This is a genomic window from Burkholderia sp. Bp9140 (genome assembly GCF_003853425.1).
Lineage (GTDB): Bacteria > Pseudomonadota > Gammaproteobacteria > Burkholderiales > Burkholderiaceae > Burkholderia.
In genome coordinates this window covers 180,479-205,941 of the sequence record NZ_QTPQ01000001.1, presented here as the reverse complement: position 1 = coordinate 205,941, position 25,463 = coordinate 180,479, and the positions used below count along the sequence as shown (strand labels likewise).

Genomic DNA, 25,463 nt, shown 5'->3' with positions numbered 1-25,463 from the left:
CCGCGGTCAGCCGCTTACCTCACCCACGCGAAGTAGTACGACAGCCAGATCGTGAGCCCGGCCCCGATCAGCGCCGCATACGGCATCAGGTTCAGCCACCTCGCGCGCTTCGGCACCTCGAGTTCCATGTCGCGCTGCATCTGCGCGGGGAAACGGCCGCGATCCTGCCAGTAGTGGCGATACAGGAACACCGGCACGATCAGCAGCATCGCGATCAGCCCGTTGCGCAGCGTGCCTTCGCCCTGCAGGTTCGCGCCCGCGCCGACATAGACGAGGTTCGCGTAGCCGCAGATCGAACCCGCGACGAGCAGCCAGGTCGGGCAGCGGAACGGCCGATCCCAGTTGCCGCGATCCATCCGGTGGATCCAGCCCGACTGAAGATTCAGGAACACGAACAGCATGTAGCAGACGTTCGAGATCGACAGCACCGTCATGTAGTCCGACATCATCAGCAACACGAGGTTGAAGCCGAGATCGGTCCACATCGCGCGCGTGGGCGAGCCGTGCTCGTTCACGTGCGACAGGTACTTCGGCAGCCAGCCGTCGACCGAGGCCTGGTACAGCGTGCGCGACGAACCCATCATCGACGTCATCACGATCAGCAGGATCGACAGCATCAGCATCACGATGACCGCATTCGCGACCCATGCGCCTCCGCCGACGATCTTCGCCATCGCGGCCGCAACGCCGGTGCCGTCGCCGATCGCCGGATCGAGCATCGCCTGCGTGCCGAGCGCGCCCTGGAACGCCATCGGCACGAGCGTCATCACGACGAGACACAGCGCCCCCGACCAGAAGATCGCCTTCGCGGTGTCGCGACGCGGATCGCGGAACTCACGCGTGTAGCAGACAGCCGTCTCGAAACCGTATGACGCCCAGCCGGCCATGAACATCGCGCCGAGCGCCATCGTGACGCCCTGCCCGTTCCACGAGCCGAACGTCGCGGCCGTGAGGTTGCCGTGCGCATCGTGACCGAGCGGCAGCAGCGGAAGCAGGTTCGACATCGGCACGTCGCCGGTGACGAACGGCACGATGCCGACGATCAGGAGCGGCGTGAGCGATGCGATGCCGAGAATGCGCTGCGTGCGCGCAGCCTTCGACGCGCCGCTGTGCTGAAGCTTGAACGTGATGAGAAGCAGAATCGTCGCGATGATGAAGATCGCGTTGATTCGCAGCGACAGACCGGGCTTGATGAAACCGAGATCCGCAACCTTGAGCTGCCACTGCAGCACCGCCGCGTCGGCGGGAAAGAGACTCGTGAGTGCATAGCTCGCCGCGAGGCCGCAGCCGAGCGCGAGCATCGGCGACCACGCGAGCCAGTTGCACCACACGGAAACCGGGGCAATCAGCTTGCTGTAACGGACCCAGCCGATCGCGCCATACACCGACGCGCCACCCGATTTATGAGGAAATAGCCCCGATATTTCCGCATAAGTCGCGCTTTGAATCAGCCCCATCGTGATCGCGGCGATCCAGATCGCCCACGCGGGCTGGCCGATCGTCGCGCATACGCCGCCGATCGTGAACAGCACGCCTGCCGGCACACCGCTCGTTACCCAGAATGCGTCTTTCCAAGTCAGGCCACGATGCAGCGTGTGGCCCGTCGAATCATGTGAGATGGTTGCCTCGACATCACTGGTGCGATTTGCACGCAGTCCTGCTTGACTCATCCAATTCCTCCTCTCGATCAGAGTTAGCGCTTCAGCGCTTACTCTGGTCCGATGCAAAGCAGATGACTCCGCACAAGGGCGCCAGTGTAACAACTTACGTGCCTTCTTGCAGAATCAAAAAAATAATTCCGGGATAAGGCCGTGTCGCAGTGCGATTATTTCGCACTCCTGCCAACCTTTCCCGGACTGTCTCGTCATCTATTTATTGCGGCGAATCGCCGCGGGCTTATTGCGCGCCTTCAGTCCACGCATTCACACGGTCTGCATGCGCTGCAATCCATGCATCCGCGGCCGCTTCCGGCTTCGAGCCGTTCTGGATCGCCAGCATCACGCTGTCGATCTCGCCCGGCTTCCACTGGAATTTCTTCAGGAACACGACCACCGGCTTCGCCTTCGTTTCGAGGCCCGGATTCGCGACGCTGTCGACGTGCTCCGCACCGCCGAACACCTTCTTCGGATCCTCGAGGAAGCGCAGCTTCCATTTCGCGAACATCCAGTGCGGTGCCCAGCCAGTGACGATCACCGGCTTGTTCGCGTTGACCGAACGCGCCAGTTCCGCCGTCATCGCGCTGCCCGAACTCGGCATCAGCGAGTAGCTGAGGCCGTAGCTCTTGATCGCCTCGTCGGCCTTGCGCATCACGCCGGCACCGGCGTCGATCCCGACGATGCGGCCGCCGAAGTCGGCCTTCTCCGCGTTCAGGTCATCGATGCTCTTCGCCTTCACGTAGGCCGGCACGATCAGGCCGATCTTCGCGTCGTTGAAGTTCGCGCCGAGATCGACGACCTTGGCCTTGTACTGGTCCCAGTACGAGCCGTGCGTGACCGGCAGCCACGCGGACAGCGTCGCATCGAGGTCGCCGCGCGCGACGCCCTGCCACATCACGCCGGCCGCGACCGGCACGAGTTGCACCTGGTAGCCGAGCTTCTTCTCGATGATGCGCGCGGCGACGTTCGACGTCGCGACGCTGTCGTCCCAGCCTTCTACATAGCCGATCTTCAGCGTCGGCTTCGTATCCGCGAGTGCCGACGCACTCAGTGCCACCATTGCCGACAGTGCGCCGGTCCACAACAGCTTTCCGAACAACTTCATGGTCGATCTCCTTGATATGCGCTCACCGCGCGTTGCCTCTCTAGGTTCTTCAACCACAAATCCGCGGTATCGTTGTTTTCCGACGGATGCTTGTCCGGACGCGACGCACCCGGACAGCCAATGGCTTGCTTCGACTACTTGTCGATCACGAGGTCCGACAGCGGCTTGCTGCAGCACAGCAGCACCATGCCCTGATCGATCTCGCGCTGGCGGATGCCGCCGTTGTGCTTCATCTCCACCTGCCCCGACACGAGCTTCACCTTGCAGGTGCCGCACATGCCCTGCGTGCACGACGCGGGCAGCCGCACACCCGACTGGCGCGCCGCGTCGAGCACGTGCTGCCCGGAGCCGCACGCAATCTCGCGGTTGCTCTTCGCGAAGCTGACCGTGTACTGCTTCGTCGCGACGTCGCCGTCGTTGGCCGCCGGCACGAGTTCGGCGAGCACGTCGTCGCTCGCGGTCTGCGCGAGCGTTTCGAACGAGAAGCTTTCCTCGTGATACTGCTTGCGGTCGAAGCCGGCTTCGTCGAGCAGGTCGCGCACGGCCTTCATGTACGGCGCGGGGCCGCACGTGAAGATCTCGCGTTCCATGAAGTCCGGTGCGATCAGCTTCAGCAGCGGCAGCGTCAGGAAGCCCGTGACGCCCGGCCAGTTGGTGCGCGCACCGACGCGCTCGACGACGAACGACGTGCGGAAGTTCGTATGGTTCGACGCGATCAGGTCGAGCTCGCGCGCGAAGATGATGTCGTCCGGCGTGCGTGCGCTGTGCACGAACAGGATGTCGCGATCCTCGGCGAGATCATGGTGCGCGCGGCTCATCGACATCAGCGGCGTGACGCCCGAGCCGGCCGACAGGAACAGGTACTTGCGCGCCGGATGACGCGCGCACGTGAATTCGCCGGCCGGGCCGAGCACGCGAACCGACGCGCCCGGCTGCAGGTTGTCGTGCAGCCAGTTCGACACCTTGCCGCCCGGCACGCGCTTGACCGTGATCGAGATCGTGTGCGGCCGCGCCGGTGACGACGAGATCGTGTAGCACCGGTTGATCGTCTCGCCTTCGATGTCGAGCTCGAGCGTGATGAACTGCCCGGGCTCGAACGAGAATGCACGGCCTTGCGGCGAACGGAAGAAGAAGCTCTTCACGTCGTGGGTTTCCTGCCGAACGTGGCAGCACACCAGCGTTTCCTCGACGTCACTCGTCCAGCGCTCCGGCAGCGCGCTCCAGAACGCCGGGTGCGTCACCCGGCTGTCCGCCGGCTCGAAATGGGCCGCATCTCGCATCATGTCTTGCTCCGCTTGTTCGCTGCTAAGTACTACGCGCCGATTTTTTCGGCGAGCCGGCCGATGTACCAGGCCGAGAATTTTTCGACGAGACCTTCCGTGTACGGCGAATACGGGCCCGGCTCGTACGCGCTGCTGGTCGCGCCGCGCTGCGAGAACTCGACGAGCGCGCGATCCTGGTCGTTGGTCGCGTTCCACACGGCCGTGAGGTTCTTCACGTCGTAGTCGATGCCTTCCTTCGCGTCCTTGTGCACGAGCCACTTGGTGCGCACCAGCGTCTTGCCGGCCGACAGCGGAATCACCGAGAACGTCACGATGTGATCGCTCATGAAGTGGTGCCACGAGTTCGGCTGCGTCCAGAACGACAGGCCGCCGAGGTCGGCCTGGTCGAACTGGCCGAGCAGCTTCTTCGATGCGACCTTCGCGTCGAGCGTCTGCGATTCGCCGTGGCGGTCGAGCGGCAGGCGCTGCGTGCGGAAGCCCGTCACGTCGCTCAGCTTCTCGATTTCGGCGGACGGCAGGCCCATCTCGGCCCACTCCTTGCCGCGGCGCACGCAGGTTTCCGCGAACGCGTCCATGCCTTCGGCGTTCGCGTCGGAGCGCTGGTAGCCGAAGCCGTATTCGTACAGCGAGATCGTCAGCTCCGGATGGTTCGCGACGCAGTGATAGCACTCGCGGTTGTTCTCCATCGTGAGCTTCCAGTTGCCTTCCTCGATGATGTCGACCTGCGCGGCGATCTTCGCGTTCGGCAGATCGTGCGGCAGCAGGTACGGCTCCATCTCGGCGCGCAGCTGCGCGAAATCGACCGGCGGCTCCTCGGCGAGGCAGACGAAGATCAGGCCCGCGAGGTTCTGCACGTGCACCGACTTCAGGCTGTGCTTGCAGCGGTCGAACTGCTCGCCCATGTGCTCGGCGAACATCAGCTGGCCGGTCAGGTTGTAGGTCCAGCTGTGGTACGGGCACACGATGTTGCCCACCGAGCCTTTATCCTCGTTGCACAGGCGCGCGCCGCGGTGGCGGCACACGTTGTGGAACGCGCGGATTTCCATGTCATCGTCGCGCACGATCAGGATCGAGTCGCTGCCCAGTTCCACGGTCACGTAGTCGCCCGGCTCGGGAACGTCCGGTTCGACCGCGACCTGGATCCAGTGCTGGCGGAAAATCGCCTCCATGTCGAGGGCGAAGATGTCCTCGCTCGTATAGAACGGCGCCTCGAGGCTGTGGCCTTCCTTGCGTCGCTCGATCAGTGCACGAATGTCTGCCGATACTTTCATCGTTTGCTCCGGATTCCTTGCATCCCAGTGTGGTTGCCGACAGGCATCAACATCAGTAGTCGATGAGCTGATGCTCGCGCAAATACGCGAGGATCACTTGTGCTTTTTCGACTGAACTCCCTTCATTTACGACGTTGCCGCCGCGGCTTTCGGTCGTCGTCGCGGACAGCATCCGGGCATGCCCGGAACGCTTCTCGGCGGCGACCAGTTTTACGGGTTTACGCTCGATCGGGCCGACCTTCCAGGCGGCCGCATCGGCATCCGCGCCGGTCGACGTGAGCGCCGGGCGGATCGCGCCGGCCCGCAGCCGCGCATACGCGTAGCGCGGCGCCACGTTGGCGAGCGGATGGACCGCGACGACGGCCGGCAGCGCCGCGTCGACGCGCCGCCGCAGCCCTTTCGGCAAGAATTGCCGGACCGCCGCGCGGCCGCCGTCGACCGTCACGTCGACGGCCGAGCCGACGAGCGGATAGCCAAGCGTCGCGGCGACGCGATACGGCAGCATCCCGGTGTCGTACGCGCCTTCGGCGCGGGTGCCGGTCAGCACCAGGTCGTACCCTTCGACGCGCGCGGCGAGTGCGTGCACGGCATCGTCGCCGTCGCGGCAGGCCAGCACCTCGACCTGCCGTGCGCCGAGCGCGAGGTATTCGGCAAGCGCTTCATTGGCGGGGTCGCCCGCATGGATCACGTCGAGCTGCGCGCGATGCTTCTCCGCGAGCTGGCGGCCGGCCTCGAGCGCGGCCGCGTCATTGCGGCTGTAGCGCGCGGTACCGCTGACCGGGTGCCGGCCCACGGACACGAGCACCGCGATGCGTTGCAACTGGCGGGGGGCGTTCATGCTGCGACTCCTTCGGTTTCACGGGTGCCGACCGCGGTCGACGATTGTCCGCGCGACGCGCGCGCGGCCTGCACCTGTTCGATCAGCGCGGCGATCGTCGCCTGCGCGTCGCCCACCACCGTCAGGTTCGCGCGCTTCGCGATCGGCGCGCTGCCGTCGAGGTTGACCGCGATCACGTGGCGGCAGTCCTTGATCCCCTGCAGGTGCTGCACCGCGCCCGAGATGCCGAACGCGATGTACACGCTGGCCTCGACCGTCTTGCCGGTCGCGCCCACCTGCTTGTCGCGCGTGAAGTGGCCGTTGTCGACCGCGACGCGGCTCGCGCCGATCGCCGCGCCGAATGCGCCGGCGAGTTGCTCGAACGCGCCGATGTCGGACACGCCGTTGCCGGCCGACACGATGAAGTCGGCTTCCTCCAGCGCGACCTGCGCCGCATCGATTTCCTCGAGGCCGAGGTCGCGATACGGCTGCGCCGCGTCGCCGGCCGGGCGAATGAAGTCGGCGGCCAGGCGCTCGCCCGCGCCGACGAACGGCAGCTTCGGCTCGACCGCGTTCTGCGCGAGCAGGATCACGTCGGGCAATCCGCGCGTCGCGAACGCACGGCCGGCCCGCGCATACGCGCCGACATGCTTCGCGTCGATCTCGACCACGTGGGTCGCGACGCTCGCGCCGGCCGCCGCCGCGTAACGCCGGCCGAGATCGCCGTCGCCGGTTGCGTTGTCGGGCACGAACACGTGCTTCGGCGCGAGCGCCGCGGCGCATGCCTGCAAGGCTTGCAATTCGCTTTCGGGCGCAAAGGCGCGACGGTCGAAGCCGGCCAGCTCGATCAGCTTGTCGACGCCGAGTTCGGCGGCGTCATCCTTCAGTTCGCCGAATGCCAGCAGCGCGACTTCCGTCTGCGCGTCGGCCAGCACCGCGGCGGCGGCGATCGCCTGCCGCGCATGGTCGTCGAGCGCGCCGCGCTCGGTGTGCGCCACCACCAGCATCACGTGCTTCGGGTCCTGCACCGCGCGGCGCGGCTTCGCGGCGGCGCCATGACCGTGCGCGGACCACTGCGCGGCGCTCGCGTCGGCGCTGCCTTCCTCGCCGAGCGTGATGCGCTTCAGGCCCGCGGCCGTGATGATGAACGGCCGGCGCGGATCGATTCGTTTGATCGTGTTCATCGATTCACTCCAGCGAGGCGGCAACGAGTTCGGCCACGTCGAGCACGTCGGGGCGCGGGCCCACGACGCCTTCGAGCATCGCCGTGCAGTTCGGGCAACCGACCGCGACCACGTCCGCACCGATGGCGCGCGCGTCGGCGATGCGGATGTCGGGAATACGCTGCTTGCCCGGGATGTCGGTCAGCGGCGCACCGCCGCCACCGCCGCAGCAGCGACCGCGCATGCCGTTGCGCTCCATCTCGACGACCTGGATGCCGATCGTCTTCAGCAGCTTGCGCGGCGATTCCGTCTCGCCGTTGTAGCGGCCGAGGTAGCACGGGTCGTGATACGTGGTGCGCTTCTCGCGCAGCGCTTCGACGGCCTTCGGCGCGATCTTGCCGCTGTCGGCCAGCTCCGCGAGGAAGGTCGTGTGATGCTTGACCGTCACGCGCAGCCCGAGCGCGCGGTATTCGTTGCGCAGGCTGTGCATCACGTGCGGGTCGGCCGTCACGATCTGCTTGTACGACAGCGAGCCGAGCGTGCCGATCAGGCGCTTCGCCATCTGCTGGAACGTCGCTTCGTCACCGAGGCGGCGTGCGACGTCGCCGGTGTCGGTTTCGGTCCCGCCGAGCACCGCGTAGTCGACGCCCGCCTTGTTCAGCACCTTCACGAACGCGCGCAGCGTGCGCTGGTAACGCATGTCGAACGCACCTTCACCCGCGACGATCAGCACGTCGACCGGCTTGCCGGGTTGCGCGACGGGCGCGTTCAGGTCGACCGACCAGTCGTAGCGCGCGGCGGTGTCGTAGCCGCCCATCGTGCCGGTCTCGCGCAGGTTCGCGAGCACCTCCTGGCCCTTGCCCGGCACCGTGCCGTGCACCAGCGTGCGGTTGCGGCGCATGTCGACGATCGCGTCGACGTGCTCGATCAGCATCGGGCACTCCTGCACGCAGGCGCGGCAGGTCGTGCACGACCACAGCGTCTGTTCCTCGATCAGGCCGGACACGATCGGGCCGTTCGGCTCGCCGCGATGCTGGCCGACCGCGAGGCCCGGCGTCGGACTGCCGGCATACGCGGCATCGGTGCCGCCCGCCATCCCGACGACGAGATCCTGGATCAGCTTCTTCGGGTTCAACGGCTGGCCCGATGCGAACGCGGGGCACGCGGCTTCGCACTTGCCGCACTGCACGCACGCGTCGAAGCTCAGCAGCTGGTTCCAGCGGAATTCGACCGGCTTCGCGACGCCATACTCCTCGTGCTCGATGTCCGGCAGCTTCAGCGCGGTCGGCGGCGTGGCCGTGCCGTTGCCGGTGAACGACTCGCGCGTTGCCGCGAAACGCTCCTGGCGCGGGTGGAACGCGAGATGCAGCAGGCCGGCGATCGCATGCTTCATCGGGCCGCCCTTCGCGGCGCCGAACGTCATCGCGAACGCGCCGACGCCGATCAGCAGCGCGCAGAGCACCGCGAACGCACCCGACATCGCGGCGGTCGGCACCACCATGAACAGCACGAGGCCGAGCGCGAACGAGCCGAGCAGCCAGGGCAGCGTGTTCCACGGGCCTTTCGACAGCCGCGCGGGCACATCCTTCGCCGCACGGCGACGCCAGACGAACACCGCGCCGACCAGCATCGCGAGCGCCGCGAGGAAGATCAGCTTGTCGAGCCACGGCGAGTAGATCGCCAGGCCGTAGTTGACGAACACCAGCGCGATCGCGCCGATCGCGCCGCCGGCGGTCGCGACGTGGGTCTTCGCGATGTACGGATCGCGGGCGACCACGTGGTGCAGGTCGACGAAGTAGCGCTTCGGGATCGCGAACAGGTTCGCGACGCCGAACGAGCCGGGTGCGGTCGCGCGCCCGAGACGCCAGTAGGACGAGCGCTTCGCGACCGCGAACGCGAGCCCCGCCACCGACAGCCACAGCAGTGCGGTAATGAGGAAAGCCGGATTCATCTTTAGAAATCCTTGACGAGACGCAGCGAGTCGTAGATCGCACCGTGGACGTTGTGCATCGAGATGCAGTCGCCGACACGGAACAGCAGGAAGCGGCCGTTGCCCAGTTCTTCCGACAGGCACGGCTGCGGCTCGGCCGCGAACAGCGTGTGCGGATCGATCTGGCCGCGGTTCACCGACTCGGGCTTCAGCTTCCAGTACAGCTCGTCGTTCGGCGACGACCCGTTCTCGATCACCACCTGGTCGACCGCGCGCTCTTCCAGTTCCTCGGTGTATTCGTTGCGCAGCACGGCGATCTTCTTGCCGTCTTCCTCATACACGCGATCGAGCATGGTGTTGGGCGTCGGGATCACGCCGAGCGCATACAGGCGGCGATAGAAGATCGGGAACGTCGTGCCGCCGCAATCGTCGGCCACCTTCACGTCGGGGGTCACGACCTCGACCTTCGAGCCGCGGCTCGCCATGAAGTCGGCGACGCCGGCGCCCGCATGGGTGCTCACGCCGTCGAACAGCAGCACGTTCTGCTTCGGCTCGACCTTGCCGGTCAGGATGTCCCACGAGCTGACGGCCAGGCCTTCGGCCACGCCCCAGGCAGGCACCTGCCACGTGAAGCTCGAGCCGCCCGTTGCGAGCACGACGATGTCCGGCTTCTCGGCCATGATCATCTTCTCGTCGGCAGCGACGCCGAGGCGGCGATCGACGCCGAGGCGCTTGGTTTCCATGTCGAACCAGCGGATGATCCCCGACATCTGTTCGCGCTGCGGCGCCTTCGCGGCGATCATCACCTGGCCGCCCACTTCGGTGTTCTTTTCGAACAGCACCACGTCGTGGCCGCGCAGCTTCGCGACACGTGCCGCTTCGAGGCCCGCGGGGCCGGCGCCGACCACCACCACCTTGCGCTTCGGGCCGCGCGACTTCTCGATGATGTGCGGCATCGTCGCTTCGCGCGACGTCGCGGCATTCTGGATGCAGAGCACGTCGAGGCCGTTGTACTGGCGGTCGATGCAGTAGTTCGCGCCGACGCACTGCTTGATTTCGTCTTCGCGGCCATCGCGGATCTTGATCACCATGTGCGGATCGGCGATCTGCGCGCGCGTCATGCCGACCAGGTCGATCATGCCGTTCGCGAGCAGGCGTTCGGCCTGGCCCGCATCGCGGATGCTCTGCGCGTGCATCACCGGGATCTTCACCACCGACTTGATGCCGGCCGCGAGGTGCACGAACGGCTCCGGCGGCAGCGCCATCGGCGGCATGCAGTTGGCGATCGTGTTGTGCGTATCGCCGCCCGAGCCGACCACGCTCAGGTAGTCGATCAGGCCCGTCTCCGACATCGCCTGCGCGATTTCCTTCAGCGCTTCGTGATCGAGGCCGTCCTCGTGGAATTCGTCGCCGCACATCCGCAGGCCGACGCAGAAGTCCTTGCCGACCGCCTCGCGCACGGCCGTCAGCACCTCGATGCCGAAGCGCAGACGGTTCTCGAGGCTGCCACCCCATTCGTCGGTGCGGTGGTTCGAACGCTTGCTCCAGAACTGGTCGATCAGGTGCTGGTGCGCGGCGGAGATTTCGATGCCGTCCATGCCGGCCGCCTTCACGCGCTTCGCGGCGGCCGCGAAGTCGCCGATGATGCGGCGGATTTCCTCGATCTCGATGATCTTCGCGTTACCGCGGTGCACCGGCTCGCGCACGCCCGACGGCGACATCAGGTGCGGCCAGTGCTCGCCGTGGAACGACGAGCGGCGGCCCATGTGCGTCGCCTGGATCATGATCTTCGCGCCGTGCTTGTGCATCGTGTCGGCGAGACGCGTGAGCGGGTCGATGATCTTGTCGTTCGACAGGTTCACCGACTTCCACCAGCCCTGCGGGCTGTCGATCGACACGGGGCTCGAGCCGCCGCAGATCGCGAGGCCGACGCCACCCTTCGCCTTCTCTTCGTAATAGCGGATGTAGCGGTCGCCCGGCAGGCCGCCCGGCTCGGCATACACCTCCGCGTGGGCGGTGCTGACGATCCGGTTGCGCAGCGTCAGCTGGTTCAGCTGCATGGGTTTGAACAGGTGGGGATAACGCATCGCAGGCGACCTCTGGCGTTCGAATGTCTCGTGTTGCGGGTGTTGTTGTGTTGCTGTGTCTTTACGTCAGTACATCAGTGCGCGATCGGCGACACTTCGAAGACGCAGTGGTCGTGATGCTCGGCGGCACACTGCACTTCCTTCGACTGCGCGCGCGGCGCGCCCTTGCCTTCCGGCGTCGTGTCGTTGACCCAGTCCATCGCGCCGGCGAACCAGCCCGCGAACATGTAGCAGAGCTTGCCTTCCTTGCCCGGCTGCTGGAGCACGAACGACGAGTGGCGCAGCTCGATCTTCGCGCGCGCGCTGGCCGGATCGGCCTCGATGATCGAGAACAGGCCCCAGCCGCGTTGCGACAGGCGCTTCAGGTAGTGCTCGAACACGGCCATGCCGGTCAGCCCGTGCAGCTTCGCTTCCTTGTCGCACCAGTGGTACGCGGATTTGTAGCCGGCCTTGTAGAGGATCTCGGCATACGCTTCGACGCCGAGCGCTTCCTCGACGGCGACGTGGTTGTTCGTGAAGAAGTGGCGCGGCACGTACAGCATCGGCAGCGCGTCGGTGGTCCAGACGCCGGTATCGGGATCGACGTTGATCGGCAGTTGCGGTTGCATCGTGGTGACTCCGTGAGGAAAAATCGCCGCGCGACTCGGGCGCTGGCATGTGATCGTCCGCGCGCCCGCGCGACTGGTGCGGGCACGTCCCGATTGTTCTCGTGTTGAATCGCGGGTGGCGGTTCGGCCGGCTCGGCGGGCGCTTACGCGCCCCACACGTCCTTGAACACGCGCACCCAGTTCTCGCCCATGATCTTGCGGATGCGCGACTCCTTCCAGCCGTGGCGCTCCATCGCCGCGGTCAGGTTCGGGAATTCGCCGATCGTGCGGATGCCGTCCGGGTTGATCACCTTGCCGAAGTTCGTCAGCTGGCGATAGCGGCCCTTGTCATGCGTCAGCATGTCGAAGAATTCCTTCGCGAAATCCTGCGTGAAGTCCGTGCCGATGCCGACCGCGTTCTCGCCGATCAGGTTCACGACGTAGTCGATCGCCTCGATGTAGTCGTCGATGTTCGCCTCGATCCCGCGCTTCAGGAACGGCGCGAACATCGTCACGCCGACGAAGCCGCCGGCGTCGGCGATTTCCTTAAGCTGCGCGTCGCTCTTGTTGCGCGGATGTTCCTTCAGGCCCGACGGCAGGCAGTGCGAATAGCACACCGGCTTCTTCGAGAACGCGATCGCTTCCGACGACGTGTTGCCGCCCACATGCGACAGGTCGACCATGATGCCGACGCGGTTCATCTCGGTGATCACTTCGCGGCCGAAGTCCGACAACCCGCCGTCGCGCTCGTAGCAGCCGGTGCCGACCAGGTTCTGCGTGTTGTAGCAAAGCTGCACGACGCGCACGCCCATGTCGGCGAACGCCTCGATGTAGCCGAGGTTGTCCTCGAACGCGTGCGCGTTCTGGAAACCCAGGATGATCCCGGTCTTGCCTTCCTTCTTCGCGCGGAAGATGTCGTCCGTCGTGCGCACCAGCGTCAGCAGCTCGCCGTTCTCGCGGATCTTCTTCTTCATCACGCCGATGTTGTCGACGGTCTTGGTGAAGTTTTCCCACACCGATACCGTGCAGTTCGCGGCCGTGATGCCGCCCTTTCGCATGTCCTCGAACACCGGCTTCTCGAACTTCGAGATGTTCAGTCCGTCGATGATGATGCTGTCCTGATGCAGCGTGCTCATATCTGCCTCTCGCTCCAGTCTCTGCTTTTGTGGGGGTCGTCGATCAGTAAATCGGGAAGCGCTCGCAGAGCGCGAAAATCTCGCGGCGCACGCGCTGTTCGGTCGCGTGGTCGCCTTCCGGGTTCGCGCGCAGCGCGTCGAACACTTCCAGAATCAGGCGGCCGACTTCGCGGAACTCCGCGACGCCGAAGCCGCGCGTCGTGCCGGCCGGCGTGCCGAGGCGGATGCCCGACGTGACGGTCGGCTTCTCGGTGTCGAACGGAATGCCGTTCTTGTTGCAGGTGATGCCCGCGCGTTCCAGCGCCTGCTCGACCGGCGCGCCCTTCAGGCCCTTCGGGCGCAGGTCGACCAGCAGCAGGTGGTTGTCGGTGCCGCCGGTGACGAGGTCCACGCCGCCCGCCTTCAGCACCTCGCCGAGCGCCTGCGCGTTCGCGAGCACGTTGTCGATGTAGGTCTTGAAGTCCGCGTGCAGCACTTCGCCGAACGCGACGGCCTTGCCGGCGATCACGTGCATCAGCGGGCCGCCCTGCAGGCCGGGGAACACGGCCGAGTTGATCTTCTTAGCGATCTCTTCGTCGTTGGTCAGCACGAAGCCGCCGCGCGGGCCGCGCAGCGTCTTGTGGGTGGTCGACGTGACGACGTGCGCGTGTTCGACCGGGTTCGCATGGCGGCCGGCGGCGATCACGCCCGCGATGTGCGCCATGTCGACCATCAGCTTCGCGCCGACGCCGTCGGCGATCGCGCGAAAGCGCGCGAAGTCCAGCGCGCGCGGGTAGGCCGAGAAGCCGGCGATGATCAGGTTCGGCTTGTGCTCGTGCGCGAGCGCTTCAACCTGGTCGTAGTCGATCCGCATCGTGTCGCGGTTCACGCCGTACTGCACGGCATTGAACCACTTGCCCGACAGCGCCGGCTTCGCGCCGTGCGTCAGGTGGCCGCCGGCGTCCAGCGACATGCCGAGCACCGTGTCGCCCGGCTTCGCCAGCGCGAGCATCACCGAGCCGTTGGCCTGCGCGCCCGAGTGCGGCTGCACGTTCGCGTAGCCGGCGTTGAAGATCTGCTTCACGCGCTCGATCGCCAGCGCCTCGACCTCGTCCGCGAATTCGCAGCCGCCGTAATAGCGCTTGCCCGGATAGCCTTCCGCATACTTGTTGGTCAGCACCGAGCCCTGCGCCTCGAGCACCGCACGCGACACGATGTTTTCCGACGCGATCAGCTCGACCTGCGACTGCTGGCGCTCGAGCTCCTTCAGGATGGCGCTGCGCACCGGCGCGTCGCGCTCGGCGAGGGGCTGCGAGAAGAAAGGCTGGGTGTTCGACATAGTGCGTCCGTGACGAAGAATAAAGGGCGTGAAACCGAAGCTCGAGGCCCGCCGTACCTGGGTTTCCAGCGCATCCAGTGCAAGGCTGCCGACGGCTCTATTCTTGTCGTTCGGATTTTCGGCGGATTGATGAATTTAGACGCGTTCTTTGCCTTTTCCGCCATGCACGTCCGTTTTGTACAAGTGACCGGTCGTGCTTTTTACGATGACCCAGGAAACCGCCGTTTGCCGTTCACCCATGGACAGGCACTTCGCCGGTGCCCGTGCTGCGCGTCCGGGGTGCAGCGCAGCCCGGTTACGGTGCAGCGCAACATTGGCCTGACGCCCATGCGACGTATGGAGCTAGGGTTTAGCCGTATGGCACGCTTGTTGCGCTCGCTCACACAATACCGTAGCCCGATTTGTGCCCCTCGGGCCAAAAGCTATTAGAGATTCAAGGAACGCCCCCCATGTCGCCCGACCGTACAGCGTCGCTATCCCACTTCGCGTTCATGCCCTTACCGAACTTCACGATGATCGCGTTCACCAATGCGATCGAGGTGCTTCGGATGGCGAACTACCTGAGCGGGCAGCCGCTCTACCGCTGGTCGGTGATCAGCCCGGAAGGCGGCCCGGTCACGGCGAGCAACGGACTCACGGTCGACACGGGCCCGGCCGAATGCGTGGGGCAGCCGGACATCGTCTTCGTGTGCGGCGGCGTGGACGTGCAGCGCGCGACGACGCCCGCCCATCTGTCGACACTGCGCCGCTTCGCGCGCATGGGGCTACCGCTCGGCAGCCTGTGCACGGGCACCTATGCACTCGCGAAGTCGGGGCTGCTTGCGGGCTACGCGTGCGCGATCCACTGGGAGAATATGTCGGCGCTGAAGGAAGAGTTTCCGGACACGCGCTTCCTGAAGGAACTGTTCGTGGTCGACCGCGACCGCATCACGTGCACGGGCGGCGTCGCGCCGCTCGACATGATGCTGAACCTGATCGCCGCGCGCGTGGGCACCGCGCGCGTCACGCAGATCGCCGAGCAGTTCATCGTCGAACACGTGCGCGACACGAGCGCGCAACAGCGCATGCCGCTCGTCGCGCGGCTCGGCTCGGCGAACAAGTCGCTGTTCGAAGTGATCTCGCTGATGGAGAACAACATCGAGGAGCCGCTGTCGCGCGAGGAGCTCGCGCGGCTCGCGAACATGTCGCAACGCCAGCTGCAGCGGCTGTTTCGCGAGCACCTCGGGATGACGCCCACGCACTATTACCTGACGCTGCGGCTGCGCCGCGCGCGCGAGCTGCTGCTGCAGACCGACATGTCGATCATGCACATCACGATGGCGTGCGGCTTCCAGTCGGCGTGCCACTTCAGCAAGAGCTATCGCGACGCGTTCGGCGTCGCGCCGACACGCGAGCGCCGCAAGCAGGTCGCGCCGCTCGCGCAGGGGGCGGCGGCTACCGGGTCGGCGTTTCCGGCCCACGTGATTCATGCGTGACGCGCGCGCGGCGCGATAAGAAAGGCGGCCTCGTCGAAGGCCGCCTTTTTGCTGGTACTTAGGACCCCCACACCTGCATCTCGTCGAGCGAATACCCCCACTGCGTCGCGCGCTTCGTGCCGAGCATCCGCACGTAGCGCCCCTGCGCGTTCAGGTTCGGCAGCGTGACGTGACCGTACGACACGCCGTTGTTCGTCGAATAGACCGTCGTCCAGTTCGCGTTGTCGCTCGACGTCTGGATCTGGTAGACGAGCGCGCCCGCGTCCCAGTAGAGATCGACGCTGCTGATCTTCCTCACCGTGCCGAGATCCACGGAGATCCATTGCGGATCGACGCCCGCGCCTTCCGGTGAATCCCAGCGCGTGCTGGTCGTGTTGCCGTCGAACGCCTTGTCCGGCGTCAGCGACGCGTTGTAGCTCGCCGACGCGGCGGCCGGACGCCCTTGCGACAGCAGCGTCGGCTGCGCGGCGGCCGGGCCGCCGTGGTAGCTCGAGCCGAGCTTCGCCTTGGTCGTGTCCGCGTTCACGCCGAACTGCGACAGGCTCCAGCGCTGGCCGGTCGTCGCGTCGCCGACGTAGAGTTGGTAGCCGCCCGCCGTCGTCGACGAGAAAAACACGTAGTTCGTGCCGCTCACCGGCGCCGGGTCCGAGTTGTTGCTCATGCAGTCGTTGATCGGCAGCGCGTTCGGCGTCGACGCCGGATCCGCGGTCTTCGTATAGATCTGGTCCGCGCCGCCCGTGTCCTTCCAGCGCGCATAGAACACCACGCCGTCGCCGCGCACGATCGGATAGTAGGTCTGCAGCCCGGCCGGATGATCGAACGTGGCGGTCGTACCAGTCGCGATCGTGCGCTTCATCAGCCCCATGTTCGAACCGGTGCCCGTCGCGTAGTACACGGCGCTCGCATCCGGCGCGAGGAACGGCATCGAGTATTCGGCGCCGGCCGGCGCGTTCGTCAGGCTCACGACCGACGTGAACACCGGGCCCGCGCTCGTGTACGACAGCGTGCCCTGCTTCACGTCGCCGTTCTGCTTGAAGACGAGCGTCTTGCCGTCCGCGCTGAACTTCGGATCCTCGTTGCGCGTCGCGCCCGTGCTGTTCGTCAGGTTGACGGGCGGCGTGCCGGCGCCGAGTTGCAGCATGAACACGTTCCAGGCGCCGTTGCTGATCCCCATGAACGCGAGCCACTTGCCGTCGGGGCTGAACACGCCATTCATCGGATCGGTGATGCCCCACGTGCTCTTGCTCAGCTGCGTGAGCGCATGGGCGGAAAAGTCGTACAGGAACAGCTGGCTCGTACCGTCGCCGTACTTGACGTAGCTGTGATAGACGAGCTTGCCGGTCAGCGCGGCGGGAAACGACGCATTGGACTGCGTCGGGGGATTGTTGATACAGGCTGCCGCGGCAGCGCCGCTGAACAGGTCTAGGGCGATGCCGGCCACGAGGCTCGCGGCGAGGAACTTCGATTTCACGCGGGTTGCTTCCGGAAAAAGGTAAGGACGCTGTAGACAAGACCCCGCGCGCGGTGCGCGAGGTCACGGATCCGCCGTCGGGCAGTGTGAATTCCGTATCGATCGGGCATCGGAGAATAAAACTTGCGAAGAATGCCCGTTCGCTGGTCTGAAGAAAAGGATCAGAGTCGATCGAAAACATGCGGATCAGCGCCATGCGGATCGGCGATTGGGGGGGCGGGATTGAACGCGACGGATGCCGTGCTACTCTTTTCTCAGCGACGGCCGCGATCGGCCGGAGGGCAGGCATGAAGCGATATGCGGTGCTCGCGCAGACGATTGCCGACGCGATCCGGCGTGGCGACCTCGGGGCCGGCGCGCGCATCCCGACCGTGCGCGCAGCGTGCCGCGCTTACCGTGTAAGTCCGTCCACCGTGTTTCGTGCGTATTACACGCTCGAAAGCGAGGGCCTGATCACCGCGCGCGCGCGTTCCGGATATTTCGTTGCGAACGTCGATGACAAACGCGTGCGCGAGGGTCACGACACACCGCGCAAACCGGCCGCGGCGCAAACCGGCGACGACGATGTGCTGTTCCGCTTGCTCGACTCGCTCAAGTGCGACGACATCGTGCCGCTGGGTTCCGCGTTCGCCAGCTATTCGCTGTTTCCGATGGGCAGCCTGTGGCGGTATGCGGCGGCGGCGGCCCGCAACATGGACCGCGCGAAACTGCTGGCCGGACTGCCGCCCGGCCACGAAGCGCTGCGCCGCCAGATCGCACTGCGCTACCTGAACGCGGGCGCATCGCTGCCGATGGAAGAAATCGTCATCACGACCGGCGCGGCCGAAGCGCTGACGCTGAGCCTGCAGGCGCTCACGCGCCCCGGCGACATCGTCGCGATCGAACGTCCGGCCTACCACGCGGTGCTGCAGGCCGTGCAGCGGATGCATCTGAAGGCCATCGAAATTCCAGTGGATCCGCGCACCGGCCTCGATCTCGATGCGCTCGCCGACGCGCTCGACACGCATCCGGTGCGCGCGTGCTGGTTCATGACCTCGTTCCACAACCCGACCGGCGCGACGCTGCCCGACGAACGCAAGCGCGCGCTGATCGACCTGCTCGCGTCGCACCGCGTGCCGCTGATCGAGGACGACGTGTTCGGCGAACTGCACTTCGGCCCGACGCCGACGCGGCCTGCGAAGCTGTACGACGAAAGCGGGCTGGTGCTGCATTGCGGTTCGTTCTCGAAGTGCCTCGCCCCCGGTTTCCGGGTCGGCTGGGTCGCGGCCGGACGCTATGTGAAGCAGATCCGGCAGGTGAAGAACGCGAGCGCGCCCGCGGCCGACGTGCCCGCGCAGATGGCCGTCTCCAGCTACCTGCGCAACGGTGCGTACGACCGCTTCCTGCGCAGGCTCCGGCGCAACCTGGCCGCGCACCAGGCGCAGATGCTGGCGGCCGTTCGCGCGTACTTTCCGCCCGACACGGCGGTGCATGCTCCGCGCGGCGGGTATTTCCTGTGGATCGAATTGCCGCCGCACGTGGATGCGATGCAGTTGTTCGGCGACGCGATGGAGAACGGCGTCAGCCTCGCGCCCGGGCCGATCTTTTCCATGACGGGCGCCTTCCACCGCTATGTCCGGCTGAACTATGGCCGGCCGTGGACCCCTGCAGTCGAGGACGCGATGCAGACCATCGGGACACTCGCGGGGCGGCAACGACAGACGAGGTAGCAACGACCATGCAAGTCCTGCCCACCCGGAAAGTCCGCACGCGCGACACGCTGCGCGGCGCACTGAACCTGCGCGCCGAGCCGCGCGATGCCGTCAGCCAGCGCTGCCGGAAATGCGGTTTCATGGCGTTCCGCGCCGTCGAACAGTGCCCCGTCTGCGGACTGGGGGACTGGCCGTTCGCGCCGCTGCGCGAACGGAGCGACGATACGCATGCCGCGCAGTCCGCTCCTGCGCACGACGCGCAACCCGTTCCGACGTGGTCGTCGCGCGTCGCGGCCGCGGTGCGCAGCGCGGCGGTCCGGCGCCCGAGCGCATCGAGCGCGCCGATCCTGAGCATCCTGACTCTCGTGCTCCTGGTCGGCGGCTATGTGACGTTCGATCGGACGTGCAAGGCCAATCCGGTCTGTCGCGGCCAGGGCGCGCCGGGCCCGGTGGCGGCCGAGGCCGGTCTGCGGCCGGCTGACGCGCCGACGTTGCCGGTCGTGCCCGCGCCCGTCCATGCGTTTCATCCTGCCGACGCGATGCAGGCCGGCGCCAAGCACGCCGACGCCAAGCAGGACGAGATCGACCTGCCGCGCGTCGGTGCCGACACGGGCCCGCCCGCAACGCGACAAGCGACGACAATGGTCGCGCGGCACGCACCGCCGCTGCACGAGCCATCCCGCATGCGAGGCGGCATTCGCGTCGCCGACGGGAAAGACGGTGCCGCCGCGCGGCGCACACATGCGATCCGCCGCGTGAGCCAGCATACGCGCCATGGACGTCGAGCCGTGGCGACCGAGGCCAAACTGGCGATGGTCTATCGCGGACACTGAGCGCGCTGCGCGGCACCGATTCCTCCAAACCGGCATGCGCAACACCTGGGTTTGCGCCGCGAAACGAAGTCGGTCGACGAATGCACGGCAACGCGCGACGCCCGCTGGGCTCCAGGGCGCGTCCTTGCCGTTCGTGTGCATGGGCTCACCGGAACACAGCGAAAACGGGCGGCACCGTCGCCGGTGCCGCCCGCTTCATGCCCGTCGTTCGTGCGTCAGGCTGCCAGCAAACCGTGCGGATCGATCACGAATTTGCGCGGCGCGCCGCCGTCGAACTTCTTGTAGCCTTCCGGCGCCTGATCGAGCGAGATCACTTCGACGTTGACGATCTTCGCGATCGGCAGACGGTCGAACAGGATTGCCTGCATCAGGTTGCGGTTGTACTTCAGCACCGGCGTCTGGCCCGTGAAGAACGAGTGCGACTTCGCCCAGCCGAGGCCGAAGCGGATGCTCAGGCTGCCGTGCTGCGCGGCCTTGTCCTTCGCGCCCGGATCGTCCGTCACGTACAGGCCCGGGATGCCGATCGCGCCGGCCGGCCGCGTGATTTCCATCAGCGAGTTCAGCACCGTCGCGGGCGCTTCCTCCGAATGGCCCGACGAACCGTGGCCGTGCGCCTCGAAGCCCACGCAGTCGACCGCGCAGTCGATCTCCGGCACGCCGAGGATCTGCTCGATCTGCTCGCCGAGCGACGCGTCCTTCGACAGGTCGACCGTCTCGAAGCCCATCGCCCGCGCGTGCGCGAGGCGTTCCGCGTTCATGTCGCCGACGATCGTCACCGCCGCGCCGAGCAGGCGCGCCGATGCGGCCGCCGCCATCCCGACCGGGCCCGCGCCCGCGATATAGACCGTCGAACCGGGCTTCACGCCCGCGGTCACCGCGCCGTGATAACCGGTCGGCAGAATGTCGGACAGGCAGGTCAGGTCGCGGATCTTCGCCATCGCCTGGTCGCGGTCCGGGAATTTCAGCAGGTTGAAGTCGGCGTACGGCACCAGCACGTATTCGGCCTGGCCGCCGATCCAGCCGCCCATGTCGACGTAGCCGTATGCGCCGCCGGCACGCGACGGGTTCACGTTCAGGCACACGCCCGTATGCGTGTCCTTGCACATCGCGCAGCGGCCGCACGCGACGTTGAACGGCACCGACACGAGATCGCCGATCCTCAGCGTCTCGACGTCGGGGCCCGCCTCGACCACTTCGCCCGTGATCTCGTGACCGAGCACGAGACCGACCGGCGCGGTCGTGCGGCCGCGCACCATGTGCTGGTCGGAACCGCAGATGTTCGTGCTCACCACCTTCAGGATCACACCGTGGCCGATCGCGCGGCCGGTCGGATCGACCATTTTCGGATAATCGATCTTCTGAACTTCGACCTTGCCCGGTCCAAGATAGACGACACCTCGATTGCTGCTCATCGTATTGTCTCCATGTCTCGTTGGATGGCGCTGCTGCGCGCCGGCGGATGCGGCGCACCTGCAACGTGCTGTTCGAGAGTAGTCCCGGAGGCGGGGGCGCCGATGTCTCAAACCCGACATGCGTTTGAACGGTACCGACATCGATGGCGGAAACCCGAAAGTCGGGCCGGAAAGACGGCGGGAAGGCGGGCGCGCGGAAGGCCGGAACGCGCGGCCACGGGGCCCGGCGGATCGGCGCGATCGGCCGGCCCCGCCAGCCGGGCGCGCGTTACCCGCCCTGATTCTCCCGAATGATCGCGGCGGCGGCCGCTTCCGCGTCGCTCGCGACGCCGTCGTGCATGCGCGTGCTGACGGCCGGCGTCGGCGGCTCGCTGTCGAGCGCATGGCCGTCGCGGTTGCGCGTGTCGACCGTCGCGCGCATCGACAACCCGACCCTGAGCGGATGCGCGGCCAGGTCGCGGGGATCGATCGCGATCACGACCGGCACGCGCTGCACGACCTTGATCCAGTTGCCGGCGGCGTTCTGCGACGGCAGCATCGAGAACGCGCTGCCGGTACCGGCCGAGAAGCCCTGCACGCGGCCGCGATAGACGACGCGCGACCCGTAGAGGTCCGACACGACGTCGACCGGCTGGCCGACGCGCATGTGGCGGATCTGCCCTTCCTTGAAATTCGCGTCGATCCACAGCCGGTTCAGCTGCACGATCGACATCAGCGGCACGCCGGGCCCGACCTGCTGGCCGACCTGCACCGAACGCTGGCCGATCGTGCCGTCGACCGGCGCGACGATCGTCGTGCGCTTCAGGTTCCGGTACGCGAGCTTGAATTGCGCGGCGGCCTGCACGACGGCCGGGCTCTCGTCGACCGGCAGCTTGCTGCCGAGCGCGCGCGCCGCTTCGAGCTGCGCCTGCGCCGCCGCGAGGTTCGCCTGCGCGCCGGCGACCGCCGCGCGGGCGCGGGCCAGTTCCTCCGGCGCGACGATCTCGACCGACGCGCCCGAACGCGCGGCGAGCGCGCGCCGCGCGAGCGACAGGTCGGCCTGGCGCGCGTTCACGGCTTCCACGTACATCGTGTTCGAGATCTTCGCGTTCGCGACCTGCCGCACGGCCTGCACGAGCTGCGCCTTCGCCTGCGCGAACGCGACGGACGCTTCGGTGTCGTCGAGCCGCACGAGCGTCTGCCCGGAACGCACGGCCTGCGTATCGGCGACGAGCACGTCGGTCACGGCGCCCGGGATCTGCGCGGCGACCTGCACGATGCTGCCCGCGACGTATGCGTCGTCGGTGTCCTCGTCATAGCGGTCGCGCAGCAGCCAGAACGCGATCCAGACGAGCGCGGCCAGCAGCACGGCCGCGACGAACAGCGTGAAGCGCTTGCGGCGCGTCGCCCGGCGCGCGTCGAGTGCCGGATCGTCCAGTGCGGCCGGCTGCGCGGCGGTATGAAGGTTGTCGTGGTGCATCAGTCGCTTTGCGTAACGATCAGGCGGTCATGCTGGAACAGGGGGATCGCGGGCACGTGTGAGCCGGCGGCGACGGCGACAGCGGGTGCCGTGCCGCGCGTGCCGGTGCTCGCGGTATCGCTCGTCGCCCCGCGCGGCGTCACGATCGCCGCCGGCGGGTCGATCCGCGCCGCAAGCGGCGCGGCGTCATTGCCGGACGCGTCCGCGCGACGCGCTTGCGTGCCGGCATTCGCCGCGTTGCGGGCAGCGGCGTTCGCCGCCCCGCCGCGCTTCGGCCGCGCGCCTTGCGCGGTCCGCGTCGCAACCGGCAACGTCGATGCCGATGCCGATGCCATCGTTGCGCTCGCATCGAATCCGCCGCCGAGCGCGCCGACCAGCCCGACGCGCAGCGTCCGCTGCCGCCCGAGCAACGCAATCAGCTGCGCGCGTTCGTCGATCAGCGTCAGGTCCGCGACATCGACATCCTTTTGCATCAGCACGCCGCGCCGATGTCGGTCGGCCGCGATCCGCACGATCTTCTGCGCGGCGGCGACGGCGTCCTGCTGCTGCGCGACGAGCGTCTGTGCGGTCTGCAGCGACGTAACGATCTGCGCGACCTGCCCGAGCGCGTCGTCGACGGTCTTGTTGTACAGCCCGATCGCGACGTCGGCCTGTGCGACGTCGGCGCCGAGCTTCGCCTTCAGGCGGCCGCGATCGAACACCGGCAGCGAGACCGCCGGGCCGACGGAGCCGGCGAGCGCATCGCGCGAGAACAGCGACGCGGGCGTCAGCGCGAACACGCCGCCGAGCGCGACGAGGTTCACGTCCGGATAGAACTGCGCGCGCGTCGAATCGGCATTCGCGAACGCGGCTTCGACGCGCAGCCGCGCGGCGACGATATCGGGCCGGCGGCCGAGCAGATCGGCGGGCAGCCGCGCGGGCAGCGCGCCGCCGGGGAAGGCGCCGACGCGCGGCCGCCGCAGCGCGAGCCCGCGCTCGGGGCCGCGGCCGGACAGCACGCCGAGCTGCAATTGCGCGAGCTTGATCTGCTCGTCGTTCAGCGCGATCTGTTCGAGCAGGCGGCTGCGCTTGATCGACGCGTCGCTCGCGTCGTATGCGTTGTCGAGGCCGCGCGCGGTGCGCTCGCGCAGTACGGCCGTCACGCGCTGGCTGATCTTCAGCTTCTGCTGCAGCAGGTCGCGCACGGCGTACGCCTGGTCGAGCTGGCAATACACGGTGACGATCGCGACCGCGAGCGTGAGCCGCACCTGCTCGGCCTCGACACCCGCCGCGTCGCGCAGCGACATCAGGCTCTTCGTGGCCGCGCGGTTCCTGCCCCACAGGTCGAGCTGGTAGTTCAGCCCGACGAACACCGACGACGGCGACACGACCGGATCGCCGAAGATCTCGACCGGCACGCGATAGCCGCCGGCCGACACGTCGGCGACGTCGCCCGGCTTCGGCATCCGCGCGCGGCTGACCGTCGCGCCGGCCGTGCCGGTCAATCCCGTCAGCGAATCGAATTGCCGCAGCTGCGCCTGCGCGATCCGCAGCCGCGCCTGCGCGACCTGCAGATCGGGATTGTTCCGCGACGCCTCCGCGACCAGTTCGTCGAGCTGCGGATCCTGCAATTGCTTCACCCAGTCGGGCGCGGGCCACATGCCGTCCGCGCCGGGCCCCGCGGTTTGTGCGAGCGCGTCGCCGGCCGGTGCGCGCAGTGACAGCGACGGCAGGAACCCCGACGGCACGCAGCCGCCCAGCGCCAGCAGCGCGGCCGCCGCGAGGATCGTCCAGCCACCCTGCCCGCGCCGCGCCGGTCGCGCCGCTTTCGTGATGCGTTCCATCTCCGCCCTCATCCCTGCCGGACGCGCCGCGCGCGAGCGGTCAGACGCGGCCGCGTGCGCTCGAGCGGGCCAAGCCGGCCGAACAGGCCGTCCGCGATGCCGAACAGGATGCCGGCGAGCTTGTCGCGCTTGTCGCGCTCGACGAGCGCGATCTGCACGACCTGCCACACGGTCAGCAGGTTCGGCACGATCGCCACCGGAAAGCGCAGCCCGTACTGCATCCCGAGCTGCACCGCATTGCGCGCGCTGTAGTAGCGCCGTTGCCACGAGTGATTCATCGACGTCATTTCGAAAGGGCCGAACGCGTGACGCTGCTTCGCGCCGATCCGGTGCGGCAGCACCAGCGACGGCACCACATAGAGCGGCACGTTGCGCGCGAGCGCGCGGAAGCTGTACTCGGTGTCGACGTGATCGATGAACAGCGTCTCGTCGAAGCGGCCGAGCACGTCGAACGCGGCGCGCGACACGACGCAGCCCGACGAGATCAGGAACGCGCAACGCTGCAGCGGCGCGTCGGGCGCGAGGCGCAAGCGGCGCAACGCGATCCCGTTCGTCGCGAGTTCGGGCAGGAAGCTGCGCGCGTTCTCGTCGAAGATGCGCGGGCCGGCGAGGAACGCGCGCCCGGCGAGCCCCGCGCAGGCATCGCGCATCGTCGCGAAATAGCCGGCCGGCACCGACGAATCCTGGTCGAACAGTGCAACGGCATCGACGTTCTCCCGAAACAGCGCGGCAAGTCCCGCGTTATACGCGCCCGCGATCCCGCCGCGATTGCCGTGATGCAGCAGCGCGATGCCGGCGCGCGCGCACATTTCGCTTGCGCGCGCATCGGGCCGCGGCGTGTTGTCGACGACGAGCAGCGCGTCGCACGCATGCCGCCACGCGCCGAGCGCCGCGAGCTGCGCGTCGGTCGGGTGATACAGGATCACGAGTGCGCCGAGTGTCGCCAT

The 25,463-nt window shown here is 67.3% G+C and carries 19 protein-coding genes; 3 read left to right on the top strand and 16 right to left on the bottom strand.

Annotated elements, in window-relative coordinates; translation table 11 throughout:
• Positions 1–14: 14 nt before the first annotated feature.
• The 11 genes from DIE21_RS00910 to DIE21_RS00860 all read right to left on the bottom strand — a co-directional run bounded on the left by DIE21_RS00910 (position 15) and on the right by DIE21_RS00860 (position 14,352).
• Entirely contained in the window at positions 15–1,670 is a 1,656-nt protein-coding gene (locus DIE21_RS00910) for an APC family permease (RefSeq protein WP_124495139.1), read from the bottom strand.
• A 226-nt stretch (positions 1,671–1,896) separates the two neighbouring features.
• On the bottom strand, positions 1,897–2,760 hold the full coding sequence (locus DIE21_RS00905; RefSeq protein ID WP_124495137.1) for a glycine betaine ABC transporter substrate-binding protein: 864 nt from the start codon (positions 2,758–2,760) through the stop codon (positions 1,897–1,899).
• A 134-nt stretch (positions 2,761–2,894) separates the two neighbouring features.
• A complete protein-coding gene (locus DIE21_RS00900; protein ID WP_124495135.1) occupies positions 2,895–4,043 on the bottom strand; it encodes a hybrid-cluster NAD(P)-dependent oxidoreductase in 1,149 nt (382 codons plus the stop codon).
• 29 nt (positions 4,044–4,072) lie between these two features.
• Positions 4,073–5,314, bottom strand: a complete 1,242-nt coding sequence (locus DIE21_RS00895; protein ID WP_124495133.1) for an aromatic ring-hydroxylating dioxygenase subunit alpha — start codon at positions 5,312–5,314, stop codon at positions 4,073–4,075.
• A 52-nt stretch (positions 5,315–5,366) separates the two neighbouring features.
• Positions 5,367–6,152 carry an electron transfer flavoprotein subunit beta/FixA family protein gene (locus tag DIE21_RS00890; RefSeq protein ID WP_124495131.1) on the bottom strand — a complete coding sequence of 262 codons (786 nt, stop codon included), beginning with the start codon at positions 6,150–6,152 and terminating at the stop codon, positions 5,367–5,369.
• Positions 6,149–7,315 (bottom strand): electron transfer flavoprotein subunit alpha/FixB family protein, encoded by a 1,167-nt coding sequence (locus DIE21_RS00885; RefSeq protein ID WP_124495129.1) that lies wholly within the window; start codon positions 7,313–7,315, stop codon positions 6,149–6,151. The genes DIE21_RS00890 and DIE21_RS00885 overlap by 4 nt, the downstream gene beginning before the upstream one ends.
• A gap of 4 nt (positions 7,316–7,319) precedes the next feature.
• A complete protein-coding gene (locus DIE21_RS00880) occupies positions 7,320–9,245 on the bottom strand; it encodes a (Fe-S)-binding protein (protein WP_124495127.1) in 1,926 nt (641 codons plus the stop codon).
• 2 nt (positions 9,246–9,247) lie between these two features.
• Positions 9,248–11,311, bottom strand: a complete 2,064-nt coding sequence (locus DIE21_RS00875; protein ID WP_124495125.1) for an NADH:flavin oxidoreductase — start codon at positions 11,309–11,311, stop codon at positions 9,248–9,250.
• Positions 11,312–11,385: 74 nt separating this feature from the next.
• A complete protein-coding gene (locus DIE21_RS00870; protein WP_006488993.1) occupies positions 11,386–11,919 on the bottom strand; it encodes a DUF5943 domain-containing protein in 534 nt (177 codons plus the stop codon).
• Between the two features lie 143 nt (positions 11,920–12,062).
• On the bottom strand, positions 12,063–13,034 hold the full coding sequence (locus tag DIE21_RS00865) for a dipeptidase (protein ID WP_124495123.1): 972 nt from the start codon (positions 13,032–13,034) through the stop codon (positions 12,063–12,065).
• Positions 13,035–13,077: 43 nt separating this feature from the next.
• Positions 13,078–14,352, bottom strand: a complete 1,275-nt coding sequence (locus tag DIE21_RS00860; RefSeq protein WP_124495121.1) for a serine hydroxymethyltransferase — start codon at positions 14,350–14,352, stop codon at positions 13,078–13,080.
• 449 nt (positions 14,353–14,801) lie between these two features.
• Between DIE21_RS00860 and DIE21_RS00850 the strand changes: the two genes are divergently transcribed.
• On the top strand, positions 14,802–15,827 hold the full coding sequence (locus DIE21_RS00850; protein WP_124495119.1) for a GlxA family transcriptional regulator: 1,026 nt from the start codon (positions 14,802–14,804) through the stop codon (positions 15,825–15,827).
• A gap of 58 nt (positions 15,828–15,885) precedes the next feature.
• Here DIE21_RS00850 and DIE21_RS00845 read toward each other — a convergent pair whose 3' ends face one another.
• Positions 15,886–17,298: a discoidin domain-containing protein gene (locus DIE21_RS00845; RefSeq protein WP_124495117.1), complete on the bottom strand. Its 1,413-nt coding sequence runs from the start codon at positions 17,296–17,298 to the stop codon at positions 15,886–15,888.
• Positions 17,299–17,585: 287 nt separating this feature from the next.
• Between DIE21_RS00845 and DIE21_RS00840 the strand changes: the two genes are divergently transcribed.
• Both DIE21_RS00840 and DIE21_RS37040 read left to right on the top strand, forming a co-directional pair.
• Positions 17,586–19,007 carry a PLP-dependent aminotransferase family protein gene (locus DIE21_RS00840; protein ID WP_124495115.1) on the top strand — a complete coding sequence of 474 codons (1,422 nt, stop codon included), beginning with the start codon at positions 17,586–17,588 and terminating at the stop codon, positions 19,005–19,007.
• An 8-nt stretch (positions 19,008–19,015) separates the two neighbouring features.
• Positions 19,016–19,822 carry an ATP-dependent serine protease gene (locus DIE21_RS37040; protein WP_185642714.1) on the top strand — a complete coding sequence of 269 codons (807 nt, stop codon included), beginning with the start codon at positions 19,016–19,018 and terminating at the stop codon, positions 19,820–19,822.
• A gap of 215 nt (positions 19,823–20,037) precedes the next feature.
• On the opposite strand, the gene fdhA is transcribed toward DIE21_RS37040, so the two are convergent.
• The 4 genes from fdhA to DIE21_RS00810 all read right to left on the bottom strand — a co-directional run bounded on the left by fdhA (position 20,038) and on the right by DIE21_RS00810 (position 25,463).
• The gene (gene fdhA / locus DIE21_RS00830; RefSeq protein WP_124495111.1) at positions 20,038–21,234 is read right to left on the bottom strand and encodes a formaldehyde dehydrogenase, glutathione-independent; all 1,197 of its coding nucleotides are present in this window, start codon (positions 21,232–21,234) and stop codon (positions 20,038–20,040) included.
• A 268-nt stretch (positions 21,235–21,502) separates the two neighbouring features.
• Positions 21,503–22,693: an efflux RND transporter periplasmic adaptor subunit gene (locus tag DIE21_RS00820; protein ID WP_124495107.1), complete on the bottom strand. Its 1,191-nt coding sequence runs from the start codon at positions 22,691–22,693 to the stop codon at positions 21,503–21,505.
• The gene (locus tag DIE21_RS00815; RefSeq protein ID WP_185640541.1) at positions 22,693–24,516 is read right to left on the bottom strand and encodes an efflux transporter outer membrane subunit; all 1,824 of its coding nucleotides are present in this window, start codon (positions 24,514–24,516) and stop codon (positions 22,693–22,695) included. The genes DIE21_RS00820 and DIE21_RS00815 overlap by 1 nt, the downstream gene beginning before the upstream one ends.
• Before the next feature lie 8 nt (positions 24,517–24,524).
• The gene (locus DIE21_RS00810; protein ID WP_124495105.1) at positions 24,525–25,463 is read right to left on the bottom strand and encodes a glycosyltransferase family 2 protein; all 939 of its coding nucleotides are present in this window, start codon (positions 25,461–25,463) and stop codon (positions 24,525–24,527) included.